The following is a 17,165-nucleotide window of genomic DNA, read 5'->3' on the forward strand; positions in this document are numbered from 1 at the left end:
TTAAGGTTTCTCTGGTAAAGGTAATCTAATTTTCGCTGTTGTGCCTTCTCCTTCTATACTGTCAATGGATAGCCCTGATGTTGGTCCGTAGGTAAAGCGAATCCGTTGATGAACATTGTAAACACCCAGGTGACTGCTGTCTCCATTAGATGCCAGTAACGCTCGGATCTGATTCAACTGTTCTGTCTTCATACCGATGCCATTGTCCTTCACCGTTATCTCAAGGTAGTCATCCACTTCTGCTACTTGGATTTTGATATGCCCTTTATCAATCTTGGGTTCAATACCATGAATAAAGGAATTTTCTACTAGCGGCTGAATAATCAGGGGTACGATCGTATAGTCATATGTTGCAGTGTTCTCGATCTCATAATCGATATGTTCTCCAAATCGTAATTTTTGAATCTGCAAATACAGATCGGTAAAAGTCAATTCTTCACTCAATGTTGTTTCTTTCTGTTTTCTTTCTAACGACTTCCGCATGAGCTTACTAAGAATCATGACGATTTCAGCCACTTCGCGATCTTGATTACGCAAAGCTTTCATACGGATCATCTCAAGTGTGTTATACAGAAAATGCGGATTGATCTGACTTGCCAGCATTTTGAATTGTGCATCTTTTACTTGTAACTCCCAATCTTTTTCGTTCACAATATGTTCAGCGTTCAATGCCATCAAAGCTTCAATACTTCTCGTTGTCTTGACGAGATGCTTATATACCTCCGATAACTCATCATTTCCATTGATGGAAGGCGGTATGGTGAAACGTCCCGCTGCTACAGTTGTCATGGCATCTTTCAATTTGATGATGCGCTTGTTAAAGGTTCGGATAAAAATGCTCAGCAATAGTATACTGATGCTCAAAGCCGCTACAATGATCATATAAGCTAGTCGCAGATCCTTATTCACATCGCGTAAGATTGTATCTGTAGGTACGACGCCGACGATCTGCATTTGAGAATCTAAGGTTTTAGGAATTTCAACATCCCGGATATTTAAGGTGAATTCTCGGTCGTATCGCTGTGAATCTAGGGCTTCATAATTACCTTCAGTGTCCTCAACAGCTGCCAAAACAGGTCTGTATTGGTTATACGTATCCAATATATTCTCGTATTCGGGATAGCTGTACAGGGGTGTTTGATTGTTCAGCGTGATAAAAACGGTACTGGCTGAATCAGCTAATAGACTTTTGACCATATTATCGTTTACGGCGATTGTCAAGACGCCGACTAGTTCATAGTTTCGATAAACAGAACGAACCAAATTCAAATGTTGTTCTTTTGAGATCGTATCTTCCAAAACAAGCCACTCAATGCCACCATTTCCACTGACACTATTTTGGTACCACGACTCACTTTTGATCGTTTCATCTGCGTTATAGATACCTGTTGTACTCGTCAGTGTATCGTTATCCACATAAAAACGAATATGCTCAATTTCATCATAATACCGTAAGTAATCTTCAAACATTTGATAATTCTGATAAGCTTGGTAAACCTCAAAAGGGGCTTCGTATTGTTTCGTCACAAGATCAGCCAAGTCTCCATCTTGATAGATCCAGTCGGAGACATTGGTTACCGACGACAAAAGCGCTGCATAATCAGTCTGAATACGTTCATTGTTGTTTTCGATTTCTGCCATTTTATTATTGATCAGATTGGTTCGGATACTCGTTGTCAGATAAATACCGACGAGTAAAATCGGAATGATCAACATCACGAAATAAGTACCGAGCAATTTTTGTTTAATTGAAATATAGCGTTTTTTCTTAGCTGTTTTCTCCATCTGGCACATCCTCTAGCATGGTAAACGGTAAATCTATCGTTTGCGCTTTTTGACCTGTCAGTATAAGTTGAATCGTATCTTTATCAGACCCTAGCAACGTGTATTGGGGTTGAAGTTGAATCGACACTGTCAGGTCTCTATCCGACTGCAAGGTCAAGCGACAGCTTTTCTCTGTCTGTGTTAAATCCCATTCAAAGGCTTTTACTACCACGCCTTTGGGTAATCGAATACCACTCAAAGCTCCCTTGTTTAACCATGTCGGTGTAGCTTTGAATAAAGTCAACAAGCCGTCTGCCTCAGAATAAATCAAGGCATCATGCAGAACTTTAGGAAATGATCCGTTCGCATCTACATTAAATACATGCGCTTGATTGTAATGTGCTGTTGCGAGTGAAGGGAAAAAGGATTCATTGATCACGAGTTCTCGCAAAGCGGCTTCTACTTCCTTGGATCTTTCCAAAGCGATTCCGCACATCGCTGCATGGATCCTACCGTGCGAAGAACTTGTATCCCCATCTTCACTCAATAACCAAGCCTCAATTCTCTTATCAAAGGCTTTATTCGCTGCCGCCCATAATGCAGGCGATTTTTGATCGATTTCTTTACTCTGAAAGACAGGATATAAATTGGAAAAGTGACGGTGGTTGAAGTTTTCTGCTTTTGTTTCATCGATCCATTCTTTTAAAATACCCTCCGAATCAATCATGTAATCTGGTAGCTGCGCTAGTAAAGTTTCATATTTCTCAGGTACGGGTTCACCCAACAAATGATAAGCTTTCTGCAGATTCCAGATAGTTTCTTTGATAACAGCAATATCCATCGTCGCCGTGTCGCCCATTCCGTTTTCAGCAGAATAACTTGGCCGCAAGTGGACTTTACCTGCTTTGATCGTTAAGAAATCTTCATAAAACAAAAGCGTCTCTTCGTAAAAAGGAATCGCCTTCTCTTTCAGGAATCCTTTATCTTGTGTATACGTAAAGTATTCATCGTAAAAGTGACTCATCCAACCGGCTCCTGCTGTCCATAAAACCATCGGCCATTCGCTATTCCAATGAACATGAAGTGCACGTGTACTAGCATGAACTGGCATCAAATACCCACGACAGCCATAATAGCAAGCAGCATTTTCTCTGAAGTCCTCATGATATTCTGCCATTCGATTGAATAAACCGTCAAACTGCTCAAATAAGCCAAGACTGGCTAAAGAAGCAATCGCAAGCTGAACATTCGTGTCCAAAGTGTAGTCACCACTCCACGCAGGCGAAAAATCTCCACCCCAAATCCCTTGCAAGTTCGGTAACGCCTCTCCAGCCATCGATTGAATCACATACCGACTCGCGTCATAGAGCTTCTCATATAGCACCAATGGCACCATTTCTGTTGTACGCATCTCTTCGACAATATCATCTAAAGACCGACTACGTTCTTCTGCATCAACCAGTCTCAAAGAGACTTGATTGTAAGTTGATTGAAACTCTTGGATATGAGCTTGTTGAATTTGTTCAATGCTTTCGATTGGATTGGTCACGGCTTCTGGCTGAATCGACAAAGCAAGAGAAATTTCGTTCGTCTGCGTGACCGTTATCCAATCTTTTTCAATTGTTACTTCCCCTTCTCTAACGATCCAGTCTACGCTTGATACATAACCAGATTGATCTGTGTACGAAGCCTTTTGTACAAGTCGGTGATCAGTCATTTGAATCACTTCTTGCTGAAGTTCTGGATGTTGAAAGTCTGTTAAAGAGAAAGAAAGATCGAATGGTTGATTTGATGTGAGTTTAAAATAAAGAGCCTCTTGTTCTTTGGAACAAAATAGTGTTTTGGTAAATAATTTTCCGGAAGCGGTTGTGAACTGCTCAGTTACGGTAGCGTTCTCATAATTGAGTTGCCTATTATATTCCGTAATGCTTTCCTGATTCTCATTGATTTGGAATTCTATTTCACTGCCTGGATGATAAGGGTCACTCATCGTCAAACCTTGATAGCCTTTTTCTAATGCCTTTTGTTCAAAATATTCTACGCCTTTTTGATACCCATCCATTTCAATGGTTTCTCTAAGAGAATCAAGATGTGTAGATAAATTCGGAATCTCATTCATTTTATGTTGTTTTAAAAATAAGGTGTGATGGTTTGCTACAAGTTTGAACGTATGTGGCGCACCATATAATATACCACCTAATGCCCCATTCCCAACAATATAGCCTTCTTCCCATTTCTCAGCTGGCTTCGTACTCCATACACCTTTATTTGGAAAATCAGTCAATCTAACCGCTCCTTTTTTGTAACCGCTTAATTTCCATCGCATTATAGCATACTATTTCTGGTCTATATAGCTAATTTTATTATACCTCTGATCTAAAGAGATTCAAATTGTACTAAAAATTCTCCAAAATTACAGCAAGTGATTTGTTAAATATGTACTATACCCATTGTTTATATTTTTAAAAAAAAGCTTATACTATTTCTATTTTAACTCTATCCGATTTTCATCCTAATGATATAAAGTGTCTCTAAAAATAGCATTTATTCATTTTAAATGTACTTCATATAATCGTAAAAAGGCTAGGACAAGAGTCCTAGCCTTTTTGCTCAATTAAATTATTCTGTCGCTGATTGTGTATCTTCAGATGGCATTGTCTCCGTTTGTGTTGAATTTTTTAAAGTCTGATTTAATTCTCTTACTTGTCCACCAACATTTTTTGTTCCTGCATATGATTCAATCAAACCTGTTAGGTCTAGTCCAACAGCATCTTTAAAAGCCTCTTGTGATGATGCTAGTGTGTTCAATGCCGTATTGGTCAATGATGACGCACCTTTTCCATTACCACTGTCCACGATAGTAATTTTATCAATATTTCCTAACGGTTCAGATGCGGCACGGATCATTTCAGGATACGCTTCGATCATCAATGTAGCGATGGCTTCTTGTCCGTATTCTTTCAAAGCTTTCGCAAGAGCTGTTTTACTTTCAGCTTCGGCTTTACCGACTTCACGGATACTTTCTGCTTTTGCCTTACCGTTCAATTCAATTTCTTTAGCACGCGCTTCAGATTCAGCGATGGCTTTTGATTTATTCGCTTCAGACTCTTGTTCGATAGCATAACGCTCAGCATCAGCTTTTTTACGAACAGAAGCGTCATATTCACGTTCTTTCTTGATTGTTTCTTTTTCTTGTAATTCAATTTGTTTCTCACGTTCGATAATCTGAGCATTCCCTTGTTCAATAATTACTTGTTTTCTTAGCTTAGCTTTTTCTAATTCATATGCACTTTCAGCTTGCGCTGTCGCAACATTCTCTTGGCGTTTGAATTCAGCAATACGTAAGCTTTTATCTTTTTCAGATTCAGCTGTTTCTGTTTGACGTTGTAATTCTGCCTTTTTCGATTGTTGCTCAGCTAAGGCACGTTCAATACGTGTTTCTTTGTCCGCTCTAGCAGACTGGATATCCGCATCACGTCTTACTTCAGCGATACGTCCTTGACCAAGTGAATCAAGATAACCGTTTTTATCGGTTACTTCTTTCAAGGTAAACGAAACAATCGTTAAGCCCATTTTTGCTAAATCGACTGAAGCGACTTTCTGTACATCTTGACTGAAGCGATCTCGGTTTTGATAAATCTCTTCAACCGTCAGTGAACCCAAGATTGAACGCAAGTGACCTTCTAAAACTTCACGTGCTTCATTTTCTAGATCTTCTGTTGCTTTACCAAGATACTGTTCAGCAGCGGTAGCGATATCTTCAGTTGTTGAACCAACTTTGATGATAACAGTCCCGTCTGCAGTAACAGGTACCCCTTCTTTTGTATAAACATCAGGTGTACTCACTTTTAGTTTGGAAGATAATAGCGATAATGTTCTAGCAGATTGAATAACCGGTAGGACGAACGAGCCGCCCCCACTAACAATCTTCATTTTATTATTTGTATTGGGATCTGTGTAGACATTTTTATTTCCAAGTGCCGTACCACTGATAATCAACGCAATATCCGGTGAGGCAATGCGGTAGCGACTAACGAGTAAAATAATAATCAATAATGCGATGGCAACAATGCCGATAAGTCCAAAAAGTCGTGTATCCATGAAGAAGTTCCTACTTTCGTTTTCTATTTTTTGTATTTGGATTCCATGTTGGTTGTTGCTCTTTTGCTGCTTGAATAGCATTGGTATACGGTAAAACATAAAGCATTGAATCTTTCACATCCATGACTAAAATATTTGTACCCTGTTCAATAAAGGTCACGGGCTCACTACTGTTTTCGTAAATCTTCGCCATTCTATTGATTTTGGTAAAACCGGTGTACATCAGTACTTCTCCCACACCATCCGCCGTGATCGAAATGGACACGGTTCCTTCTTTACCTTCTAGTTGATGAATCGACGTAGCACTTGAGTTTTCCGAACGGCTTCGGAAAGGGATAATCACGAATATGTTAAGTAAGACTACGCCAATGACCACAGTGATGAATAAAAATGTGAATAGCCCAACAGAAATAGAATCATTTTCTGGCAAACGATCATTAATGATGTATCCGATGAAGACTGCTATCATGATACTGACAAATAAATCACTGATATCAAAAAAACCAATCGTTAAAATATCTCTCAAAGGCAACATAAGTAACGCTAGAATCAAGAACGTGACAAAAGCAATTTGCATATATGTTTGGTTGGATAGAATTGTTTCAATCAAATGGTATGCATCCTCCTCTCTATTTTTTATCCCATACTTTTTTTCACAAAATACAATCACTATTTTTCCTTACAAGAACAATTCATTTTATGCTTCTTACACTAGCCTGATTCGTAAGGTGGTTTTTTCTAACTCGATATGTATACCAACCTTTCGATCAAAAGCAGAAAAAAGTGGTTGTTCGTTGAGCAATCACCAGTTATTCAATGATACTATTTTGTTAAATAAGTACAAGATTAGCACTATTATACCCTATATCCATCTACTTTATACGCCTATTTTGAAAAAACCGCTTGAAATTGATGCTTTTTCACCAAGACAACCGAATAGTAAATGAACAAGCATATCGTACCATGAAGATAGAAAAAAGCCTATAGAATGTTACAAAACATTTCATTCATATTTCAAAAAGTTTACCAACAAGAACAGTTAGCTTAAGGCATCCTACCTAATTTACTCAACAGTCCTATTTTGAATACGTTAACATTTCTGTTAGTGTGAACAGGTATCCTTTTCCGCCTAAATCAAGTTGACAAAGGAGGTTATCCCTATATGCAAATGATTAGAATCATCACTTTGCTAACCAATTTATTCTACGCTCTTTTGATCGTATCTGGTTACATCATTAAAAGAAGTTTGATTAAGATTTTAGAAAAGAGTGATGCTTTAAAATCTGAACAAATTTTACACTTACGGATCATAGTGAACACGGTCTACTATACTTTTGCGCTAATTGTTTTAGCGATGGGCTTATATCCATACCTCGTTGCTTTTTTTAGATAGTCAATCAAAATAGGGTATCGTCAAAAGACGATACCCTATTTCTTTATTTTTTTGAAACTTTCTTCTGTCGAATTCGCTTATTTGGGTTCATCTTAACCATGATCCAACAAACTACGACAGCTTCTGCTACGACGTAAGAAGACCAGACACCCGTCATACCATATAAATAACTCAGCAATAAAACAACGGGTATAATGATGAATCCCCCTCTAAGAAGGGAAAAGAATAAAGCTAGTCTCGGTTGATCAGTTGCACTAAAATAAGTCGTCAAAATCGTATTGGCACCCGCAAAAAAGAAACCGATAAAGTAAACCAACAGACCGATGATCGCCATTTCTTTAACATGAGGATTTTGATCACTATTAAAAGCAAACACAATACCTTCTCTAAATACAAATGTTGATGCGTAAATCAGTGTACTAATAGAGAGCGCTGTGGCTATCGCTAATGTGAGGACATGTTTCATCTTACTAAGATCTTTCAGTCCATAACTATCGCTTAGAAGCGGCTGTGCACCTTGTGCGACTCCAGTAAACAAAGACAATACAACAAAGGAGATATTTGCAACAATCCCATACGCTGCTAACCCTAGATTACCTTCGAGATTGAAGATGATTGTATTGAATGAGAACATAACGATTGCTGCCGCTATTTCGTTGATAAATCCGGCAGCACCCAAATAACAGATGTCTTGTATTACTTTTAGCTGTATACCTTGAAACACAAACTTCAACTGATTCGCAGGTCGTCTAAAATGAATGCTCAAAATAGCTAAGCTACTGATAGGTGCAATGCTCGTCGCTAATGCTGCCCCAAACATTCCCATATTTAATGGAAAGATAAAAATATAATCCAATACAATATTCAAAAGACTCCCAATCAACATACCGTACATGGCTAACGACGGATCCCCATCGTTTCTGATAAAAGACTGCATCGCATTATTGATAATAAAGAATGGAGAGAAGAAGAGCAGTGTTCTCAAGTAAATCGAGGTATTGGCAAAAGTTTCATTATTCGCACCGAGCATGCGTGCAATAGTATCTGCACCTACTAAACCAATAATCGAAAAAAGTACCCCGACAATCAACCCAAATAATAGCGACTGCGTATAAACACTTCTTGCTTCTTTTATCTTTTGTTGCGCATTCAATATACTAAAGCGCGAAGCGCCTCCGAGACCCAGCATTAAGCCAATACCGTGAATCACTCCGTACGCTGGAATACTCAAGTTTAACGAAGCAATCCCGTTAGATCCTAGCGCTTGCGCGATAAAAAAGGTATCCGCTAAAATATATAAGGATATGCCGATCATCCCTAAAACATTCAAACTCACATACTTAAAAAACAATTTATTGGTATTCATTTAAACCCTCCGCATTTCGGTCTTATTCATAAAGACCCATGCTTTCTACTTATAATAAAAAGCTGCACCTTTTTCAAGATGCAACTTCCCAAGTATACGATATTTTATTATGTTCCGCTAACTAATCTAGATCTTAATTTATTTGAGAAGAGTTCTACCAATAGAATCAAGACGACTAACCCGATTAAAATAGAGCCAACTTCATTCCAGCGATAAGATCTCATTGCGAAGATCAGTGGTGCACCGATACCACCGGCTCCAACTAATCCTAAGATTGTCGCATCACGCAAGTTCATATCGAAACGATAAATCGTTGTTGATAAGAAACTTGAAAATAATTGCGGTAAAATGCCATAACGAATCTTTTGATACGTCGTACAACCCATTGAAGTCATCGCTTCTAATATTCCGCGATCTAAGTTTTCAATAACATCTACATACAATCTAGAAATCATACCAATCGATGTGATGGACATCGTCAATACCCCTGCATAAGCCCCTGGACCTGTTACACGGATAAACATGATTCCGTAGACCAATGATGGAATCGTACGAATGAAGATAACAAAAAGTCTTGTGATGTATGCAACGGGTGGTTTTACAACACTCGGTGCCATTAAGAAAGAAATCGGAATCGCAAGTATTGAACCAAAAACCGTTCCTAACAATGCAATAGCAATTGTTTCATAAAGTAGGTACGGTACACCTTGGCTAGAAAAATCAAATAAGAATTCCAAATCAGGCGTTAAAATTCCGGATACGATATTACGTGCTAGACCTGTTCCTTTTTCATCAAAGCCAGTGATATCTACACCTAAAAATGACCAGATCAGAAGAGCTAGTATGATCGTTGTTAAGACAGCGAAGTACATTTTACGGTTTGGTGCTTTATTATATTGCAGTTTTACTGCTTCATTCATGTATACTCTTCCTCTCTATGATAATTGGCGTCTGAAATATTCACTGACTCGTTCAATGATGAACACTACGATCATCAACACAAGCAAGACCATTCCGACACTTGGATAATCTCTCCATCCTAAACGTTCGTTTAGAACTAATCCTATCCCACCAGCACCAACATAACCTAAAATAGCTGCATATCTTACATTACCTTCGAATGCATATAAAGATACAGAAAGATATGTGGGTAAAACTTCTGGTATAATGGCATATCTGAACGCCTCTACTTTAGTCAATCCCATAGACTCATGTGCTTCAAAAGCACCCATATCCACATTTTCAATGTGCTCATACATTAATTTCCCAACATAAGAAGCTGTAAAAACAAAGATCGATAACATCCCTGCCATCGTTCCAAGTCCGAATAAGAACGTGAAAATCAACGCTAGCACTAATGTAGGAAGAGTTCTCAAAATACTTAAAAAGAATTTGAAGAATCCGTTCACGAATACATTTTTAATAATATTGCTCGAAGATAATAACGCTAATGGTATAGCTACTAATGCACCTGCTAAGGAACCTAATAAAGACATCTGAATCGTATCAAACAGCGGTCCCCAAATGCTTGAAATAAATTTGAAGTTTGGTGGGATCATGCCGATAATAATAACAAAAAACTGGTGTCCACGTGAAAGTAATAAAGATAGATCGGCACCTGTTGTTCTAAACGAAGCATAAGTCGCAACAAGTACAAGTAAAAGAACGATCGGTGTTCTAGAAGCTCTTTGCTTCACCGTTTTACCATTTTCTAATGTGTAAGTTTTCGGTTTGAAAATCTTGTCGTAAAATGTCTCTTCCAATGTCTTCCCTCCTTACACTTCTGCTTCTTCAGGATCATCCATATGTGGGACTTCCGTTATACTACCGTAAATATTATTCAACACATCTTGTGTTACGTCTTCTGACTTACCGTCGTAGACGATTTCTCCTTTACGCACGCCAATTACACGGTCTGCATATTCTAACGCTAGTTCAACATGGTGAATATTGATCAGAATCGACATATCCATTTCTTGATTGATACGTTTGAAATCATCCATTACAACTTTAGCCGTTACCGGATCAAGAGAAGCTACAGGCTCATCTGCTAGGATAATCGAAGGATTTTGTGCCAGTGTACGCGCTAAGGCAACACGTTGTTGCTGTCCACCAGACAATTGGTCTACACGGTTGTAGGCTTTATCTAAAATGCCTACTTTATCCAATGCCTCAAGTGCTGCCACTTTTTTATCTTTAGGGAATAAGCCTAAAGTCTTTCTCCAAAAAGAAAGTTCGGGTACAGATGAAACAAGTACATTGTTCAATACAGTCGTTCTCGTTACAAGGTTGAACGATTGGAAGATCATGCCGATTTTGCGACGAAAAGCTCTTACTTGCTTTCCTTTTAACTGACTGACATTGACACCATCTACGTTCAGTGTTCCTTCATTGATCTCATGCATACGATTGATACAACGGATCAAGGTAGATTTACCAGCTCCTGACAAACCAATAATTGCGACAAATTCACCTTGTTCAATTTCCAGATTCACGTTACTTAATGCAGTAACCCCATTTGGATAGGTTTTATTTACATTAATAAATTCAATCATAATTCACGTTGTCCTTTCTAAGACATACTCAAAAAGAAAGCCAGGAGAGAGAGTCTCCTAGCTTGATCTTTTGTTGTTGAGTATTAAGTTTGTTTGGTTGGTTAAATTAGTTTGTTAAGTTTCTAAGAATTTCTTGCGCTTCACGTTCAACGTCATAATCTGAACTTTCAGATTTTTCGTAGCCTTCGTGAGAGTAGATAGCGATGATTTCTTTTCCTTCATCTGTTCCAGCAATATTGATAAACGATTCTTGTAAAGCTGCTTTCAAATCGTCAGTCATGATATCAGAATTTTTGCTAACACTGATTGTATCATTGTAGATACCAGGCGTTACACCAATAACATCAGTCGAATCCCAAATCGTATCTTCTCCGCCGAAAGTACCTTCCCAATCTTCAGTATAATCACGACGAGCATCAGCGTACATTACTGCAACATCCGCTTGTTCAGTTGCTAAACGAGAGACAGAAGTTCCGTAAGAATCTGCTTGAGAAACTTGGCTTAAATCAGATAGAGATTTATCATAATTTTCTTGCATCCAGATTGTCGGATAGATGTAACCAGCTGAAGAAGAAGAACTCATTACACTCCAAGAAGCCGAATCTAGGTCTTCCCAAGTCAATTCTTCACCATTATTTACTTTGTCTGCTAGTTCGCGACCTTTTTCAGATGGTCCCGCAACTAAAATCGAACGGTAGTAAGTTACTTGTTCGTCCGTTGGTTCAGTTGGTTTATTTGCATTCCATTCAGCAGGATCTTCAGAATCATTTGTTAGACCAGCACGTGTTGATGTTAAAATAACGTCTGCGCCATCGTCATAAAGGACATATGTTCCGCCTGGTAAGAATCCGACATCTACAGAACCTGCAGACATTGCTTCTCCAACCGCTTCATAGTCAGTACCGACATCGATTTTTACTTGTTCAACATCGAAGCCTTGTTCTGCTAACTCGTCTTTCAAGATATTTTCAAGTGGTTTTGTTGCTGCTACGATTTCTTCTGGGTCACGTGAAGGAACGAATTGAACAGATAATTCTTCAATCGCTACGTTACCGTCTTCATTTGTTTCTGGTGAAGCTGAATCGTCGCTTCCGTTACCACATGCTGCTAGTACAAGCGTTGATGCAAAAGTGATTCCTAAACCTTTTAACCATTTATTAGACAAAATTCTTCCTCCTAATTTTAACTAAGTACATCTTTATAGATTGTTTGAATCTGAATATTTCATTTCCATTTAGAATAGTAACATTCGATAATACAAAAGTCTACTCTATTTTGCGACATAATCAGATTTTTTTAATGTCAAAAGACGAACATTAACACTTCGGGTTATGACAAACTACAGTAATTTGTTTATTGTCTTTTTCCTATGTATTAAGTATAACGGTTATTTCCGATCATCATCTATCAAATTTGTGTAAAGATTACGTAAAAGGGAATCACTGTGATTTGCAAATTATTTCTGGCTTCAGTAATATTAAAAAAGGAAATATTCATTTTTGAAAAAGAAAGGACCCTTTATTTTTATGATCAAAGAATTTAAAGAATTTATTGCTAGAGGAAATGTATTAGATCTTGCCATCGGTTTAGTAATGGGATCTGCTTTTACTGCAATTGTTAGTTCCCTTGTTGAGTTTATTCTCACCCCCATTATTGTCGCGTTAACCGGAGAAGCCAAGATTGAAGACTTATCTATCAAGATTGGAACAGCTACATTAAAATATGGAGAATTCTTACAAGCCGTACTTAATTTCTTCTTGATTGCACTCGTTCTCTTCTTCATAATCAAATTCATCAACACTTTGACACGCAAAAACAAGCCGGAACCAGAAGAAACACCTGTTGAGGCACCGACTGTAGAAGATTATTTGGAAGAAATCAGAGATTTATTAGCTAAAAAAGATGTAGAATAGAAGTAGATAGCAGTCCTCTAGCTAAAGTTAGAGGGCTGTTTTTAATATTTAAAGAGTTTCTCAAACTGAAGTGCTGATGACTCATCTACAGTAAAAACTGTATTCGTATCTTTACTGTTCATCAATAAAAGTTCTTCTGGATCCGTTTCGTCCCACCAAGCGTACAATTCTCGTTCCACGCCATTCTTTTGTACTGCTAGGATATGATAATCTGGCGCTTCAATATCTACTACACCTTCTCTTCTTTCTGCAGATAAAAGAATCTCGCTGGCTATTTCAATTCCAGGTTCTCTTTCAATTTCTAAAAAGAAATCTTCATTGATTCCACCAAATCCTTCTGCTGTAGACATATTAAAGTCACTCAAGTTGTCATCGACTAGAACAGTGTCTTCATCACCTTCTGAAGAGTCTACCTTTGTACAGCCTGCCAATAAAAATCCCGCTACCAATAACGTCCAATATTTCAATTTACCATATCCTTCTCAATGAAACTTTGATTACTTGCTTTTATTTTATTAGTTCTTCAAATTGACGTGCGGATTCGCCCTCAAATGTATAGATCGTATGCGTATCTTCCCAATCCATCAGCGTAAGATTGTCCGAATCGTCATCTTCCCACCAAATAGAATACGTATCTCTTTGATCTGCCTCACGTTCAACAATCATCTTATAATTTGGATCTACTATGTTGACTGCCCCATCCGTCTTATCTGCATTATTCAGCATATCTTGAATGATTGCTAAAACTTTTTCATCCGATGAGTCAAAATCAACTGTTTGAGCGCCATTATCTGTTTCAGATAAGACAATACTCTTTACCTCACTTACAGTTTCTGCTGATTCAGTTACCTTATCCTCTTCTACTTCTTTACTACTACATCCCATTAATAGTATCGGTAAAAAAAGCCATTTTACACAGTTCATCACTGTATCCTCCGTATGTAAATATGATTGTTTCTATCGTTTAGTTGATTATACTCAATGACCATTCAGAAGTCACTTTACACCCCAGACAAAAAAAGAACCCTCAATTGAAGGTTCTTCGTCATTCTATTCAACATCTGTGTTTCTAATAACGACAGCAGCGCCCATTCCGCCACCAATACAGAGTGACGCAATACCGTATTTTAGTCCTTTGCGTTTTAACGTATAGAGTAACGTCACTAAAATGCGGTTTCCGCTTGCACCGATTGGGTGACCTAAAGAAATAGCACCACCATGAATATTCGTTTTTTCTTTCAACACTTCTTTATCTACGCCGAATGCTTCAGATAATTCATGCACGACCGCAAGACTTTGAGAGGCAAAGGCTTCGTTCAGCTCAAACATATCAATATCTTCAAATGATAGTCCGGATTTTTTCAGTGCTTGTTTAACTGCCGGGACTGGTCCCATGCCCATTACGGAAGGGTCCACCCCGCCTTGACCAATCGCTACGATTTCAGCCAATGGTTTCAAGTCGTTTTCATTGAGATAGGTTTCTCCTACAATCAATGTTGCACTCGCACCGTCATTCAATCCTGATGCATTCGCTGCTGTCACTGAGCCATCCTTTTTGAAGGCTGGTCTAAGAGACTGCACCTTCTCAAGATTCGCTTTACGATTAGGATATTCGTCCGTATCGACCATCATCTCTTGCTTACGTCTATTTGTCCATTTAACGGGCGTGATTTCTTCTTGAAATAGTCCTTCATCCAATGCTGTTATTGCTTTTTGTTGTGAGTCAAAGGCAAAATCATCCTGGTCTTCACGCGTGATTCCGTATTGTTCAGCAATGTTTTCGGCTGTTACACCCATATGATACCCTTCAAATGCATCTGTTAAACCATCGTGGACCATATGATCCAAAGTCTGAAAGTTCCCCATTTTAATGCCATCGCGTGTACGACCAGGCAATAAGTAAGGTGCTTGACTCATCGATTCTGTTCCACCGGCTATCACTGCTTCATATTCTTCTGCACGAATACCCACAAAGGCGTTCATGACTGTTTTTAGTCCACTCCCACAGACCATGTTGGTTCCGTAAGCAGGAATGGTGTTAGACAGACCTGCCTTAATCGCTGCTTGTCTTGCCACACCTTGCCCTTGACCAGCCGATAAGACGTTGCCTAACGATACTTCATCAATATCACTAGGATTAATTCCACTTTGCGTTAATACGCCTTCAATGGCTGTTTTTCCTAGATCTGAAGCCGAGACATCTTTTAATGCACCAAGAAAAGAACCGATTGGTGTTCGCTTCGCACCTGCTATATAAACTTTTTGCATAAGGAACGTACTCCTCCATTTAGAGACAGTTCTTTTCTCTCAAACTGTCCGTTTATTTTATTCCATATTGACGAATATTATCTTGTACACCTTTAAGAACAACTGAACCCGTTGACGTTTCCTCAAAATCTAATGCGACATCTGTCCCATCTTTCGGAAGAGACTGTTGTAAGATTGCTTCATACTCTTCAATCGTCAATTCACGACGATTACTCAATAGTGATTCATGTGCTTCTTTCATCATATGTGATTTGTATCCTGGTTTGACTTTGCCACTGAAGAATTCTCCAACTGCTCCTGAACCATAGCTGAACAAGCCAATACGAGCGTTTTCTGGAAGCTCTGGGCCTTGTTCTAGTAAAGATAACAGGCTTAGATAAAGAGAACCTGTATAAATATTTCCAACGGCTTTGTTGTAAGAGATACTTGGCTCATAATACCCCATCAGACGAGCAGTATCTTCTTCAGAAGCCTGTTCAGTTAACGCTTTTAATGCTTTTTTACCCATTTTCGTATAAGGAACATGGAAACAGAGTGCTTCAAAGTCACTTAAATCACGATGCGTTCTCTGTTTATACTCTCCCCAAACATCCGTCAGGAAGTTCAAGTAGGCTTGATTCGAAAATTTACCGTCAACAAGCGCATAATCTGAATGCAATGGACGCCAGAAATCTGAGATATCTTCTGACATCGAAACGCTGTCTGCATCAAGCGCTAAAATACGAGGATTAGCAGATAAGACGATTGCGACAGCCCCTGCACCTTGCGTTGGTTCTCCACCTGTATTTAAACCATATTTTGCAATATCTGTTCCTAATACAAGAACTTTACGATCAGGATGTAGTGATATGTGACCCATTGCCATCGTGATAGCTGCTGTTGCACTGTAACAAGCTTGTTTCAATTCTACCGAGCGTGCGTACTTCTGAATGCCCGCTAAATGGTGCACCCATACAGCACCGGATTTAGAATGATCCACACCTGATTCTGTCCCTAACAACACAAAATCAATCGCTTCTTTATCTTCATCATCCAGTACTTCAAGTGCTGCGTTGGCAGCCATTGAGACGGCATCTTGAGATAAAGGTGCTACAGCCATTTTTTCTTGACCAATGCCGATCGTATACTTAGCCGGCTCAACCCCTCTAGCTTCAGCTAATTTTTCCATATCTATAAAGACTTCGGGGGTATAAAAGCCTATTTTGTCTATTCCGATTTCCAAACGATCGTCCTCCTGTATTTTGCTTTTTAAAAGCATCCCAATTCTTATCTTATATTCATTATAAATGACCTTCTTAAAAAAAGAGTTAAGAATGATAAAGCGCATCATTTATCGAGTGGTCAACTTCCATCAGTTAAGTTTCCGCATTGTAATCGTAACATAGGAATCGCCTCTAATTAGTCTATTATGCTCAAATTCGTTTAAAAATATCGACTGACTTTCACGTAATAGCCTGACTACTCCGGCAATCAACCATTACAGATAACAGTTAACGTAAAAAAAAACCTTCTCAATGGAAGGTTTTAAACGCACTATTTATTTTTGATCATACATATCTTTTTTGACTTTCAAAAAGTACACGAGCGTACCTGTAGCGTAGCCTACCAAACTTCCAACCACTGTACCCAATAGGAATCGATCAATATACAATCCAACAAGAACACCTAACAAGCAACCGACGATCATTCCAAAAGGCATCAAAAAATTCGCATATCCATTCTCTTTCGTAGGCATCATTCCGATTCACTCCTCGCTCTTTTCTTCATGGCTAGCTTACAACAAGCGCACTTTTGACGCAATATCT

The 17,165-nt window shown here is 38.6% G+C and carries 16 protein-coding genes; 2 read left to right on the plus strand and 14 right to left on the minus strand.

All coding sequences use genetic code 11. The features are described 5' to 3' along the window. The 4 genes from J5J05_RS04495 to J5J05_RS04510 form a co-directional block, all read right to left on the minus strand. The gene (locus J5J05_RS04495; protein WP_208559469.1) at positions 1-1,785 is read right to left on the minus strand and encodes a sensor histidine kinase; all 1,785 of its coding nucleotides are present in this window, start codon (positions 1,783-1,785) and stop codon (positions 1-3) included. Beyond that, entirely contained in the window at positions 1,769-4,048 is a 2,280-nt protein-coding gene (locus J5J05_RS04500) for a glycosyl hydrolase family 95 catalytic domain-containing protein (RefSeq protein WP_208559470.1), read from the minus strand. The genes J5J05_RS04495 and J5J05_RS04500 overlap by 17 nt, the downstream gene beginning before the upstream one ends. 335 nt (positions 4,049-4,383) lie before the next feature. Further along, positions 4,384-5,865 (minus strand): flotillin family protein, encoded by a 1,482-nt coding sequence (locus tag J5J05_RS04505; protein ID WP_208559471.1) that lies wholly within the window; start codon positions 5,863-5,865, stop codon positions 4,384-4,386. Between the two features lie 10 nt (positions 5,866-5,875). Continuing rightward, positions 5,876-6,475 carry a hypothetical protein gene (locus J5J05_RS04510; RefSeq protein ID WP_208559472.1) on the minus strand — a complete coding sequence of 200 codons (600 nt, stop codon included), beginning with the start codon at positions 6,473-6,475 and terminating at the stop codon, positions 5,876-5,878. A 552-nt stretch (positions 6,476-7,027) separates the two neighbouring features. Between J5J05_RS04510 and J5J05_RS04515 the strand changes: the two genes are divergently transcribed. Beyond that, positions 7,028-7,258, plus strand: coding sequence for a hypothetical protein (locus J5J05_RS04515; RefSeq protein ID WP_208559473.1), 231 nt, complete (start codon positions 7,028-7,030; stop codon positions 7,256-7,258). Between the two features lie 43 nt (positions 7,259-7,301). Here J5J05_RS04515 and J5J05_RS04520 read toward each other — a convergent pair whose 3' ends face one another. The 5 genes from J5J05_RS04520 to J5J05_RS04540 form a co-directional block, all read right to left on the minus strand. Further along, on the minus strand, positions 7,302-8,624 hold the full coding sequence (locus J5J05_RS04520; RefSeq protein WP_208559474.1) for an MATE family efflux transporter: 1,323 nt from the start codon (positions 8,622-8,624) through the stop codon (positions 7,302-7,304). 107 nt (positions 8,625-8,731) lie between these two features. After that, complete coding sequence (gene phnE / locus J5J05_RS04525; RefSeq protein ID WP_208559475.1) at positions 8,732-9,544, minus strand: phosphonate ABC transporter, permease protein PhnE; 813 nt, start codon at positions 9,542-9,544, stop codon at positions 8,732-8,734. A gap of 15 nt (positions 9,545-9,559) precedes the next feature. After that, positions 9,560-10,387: a phosphonate ABC transporter, permease protein PhnE gene (gene phnE / locus J5J05_RS04530; RefSeq protein ID WP_244244609.1), complete on the minus strand. Its 828-nt coding sequence runs from the start codon at positions 10,385-10,387 to the stop codon at positions 9,560-9,562. A 12-nt stretch (positions 10,388-10,399) separates the two neighbouring features. After that, complete coding sequence (gene phnC, locus J5J05_RS04535; protein ID WP_208559476.1) at positions 10,400-11,179, minus strand: phosphonate ABC transporter ATP-binding protein; 780 nt, start codon at positions 11,177-11,179, stop codon at positions 10,400-10,402. A gap of 106 nt (positions 11,180-11,285) precedes the next feature. Beyond that, positions 11,286-12,344 carry a phosphate/phosphite/phosphonate ABC transporter substrate-binding protein gene (locus tag J5J05_RS04540; protein ID WP_244244610.1) on the minus strand — a complete coding sequence of 353 codons (1,059 nt, stop codon included), beginning with the start codon at positions 12,342-12,344 and terminating at the stop codon, positions 11,286-11,288. A 361-nt stretch (positions 12,345-12,705) separates the two neighbouring features. Here J5J05_RS04540 and mscL point away from each other — a divergent pair, with 361 nt between their 5' ends. After that, entirely contained in the window at positions 12,706-13,092 is a 387-nt protein-coding gene (mscL, locus tag J5J05_RS04545; protein ID WP_208559513.1) for a large conductance mechanosensitive channel protein MscL, read from the plus strand. Between the two features lie 41 nt (positions 13,093-13,133). Here mscL and J5J05_RS04550 read toward each other — a convergent pair whose 3' ends face one another. The 5 genes from J5J05_RS04550 to J5J05_RS04570 form a co-directional block, all read right to left on the minus strand. Continuing rightward, on the minus strand, positions 13,134-13,559 hold the full coding sequence (locus J5J05_RS04550; protein ID WP_208559477.1) for a YhfM domain-containing protein: 426 nt from the start codon (positions 13,557-13,559) through the stop codon (positions 13,134-13,136). Positions 13,560-13,599: 40 nt separating this feature from the next. Further along, the gene (locus J5J05_RS04555) at positions 13,600-14,016 is read right to left on the minus strand and encodes a YhfM domain-containing protein (protein ID WP_208559478.1); all 417 of its coding nucleotides are present in this window, start codon (positions 14,014-14,016) and stop codon (positions 13,600-13,602) included. A gap of 126 nt (positions 14,017-14,142) precedes the next feature. Next, positions 14,143-15,360 (minus strand): acetyl-CoA C-acetyltransferase, encoded by a 1,218-nt coding sequence (locus tag J5J05_RS04560; protein WP_208559479.1) that lies wholly within the window; start codon positions 15,358-15,360, stop codon positions 14,143-14,145. A gap of 52 nt (positions 15,361-15,412) precedes the next feature. Further along, positions 15,413-16,582 (minus strand): hydroxymethylglutaryl-CoA synthase, encoded by a 1,170-nt coding sequence (locus tag J5J05_RS04565; protein ID WP_208559480.1) that lies wholly within the window; start codon positions 16,580-16,582, stop codon positions 15,413-15,415. A gap of 315 nt (positions 16,583-16,897) precedes the next feature. Next, on the minus strand, positions 16,898-17,098 hold the full coding sequence (locus tag J5J05_RS04570) for a hypothetical protein (protein ID WP_208559481.1): 201 nt from the start codon (positions 17,096-17,098) through the stop codon (positions 16,898-16,900). Between the last annotated feature and the right edge of the window lie 67 nt (positions 17,099-17,165).

The sequence above is a fragment of the Marinilactibacillus kalidii genome (genome assembly GCF_017599325.1).
Classification (GTDB): domain Bacteria; phylum Bacillota; class Bacilli; order Lactobacillales; family Carnobacteriaceae_A; genus Marinilactibacillus; species Marinilactibacillus kalidii.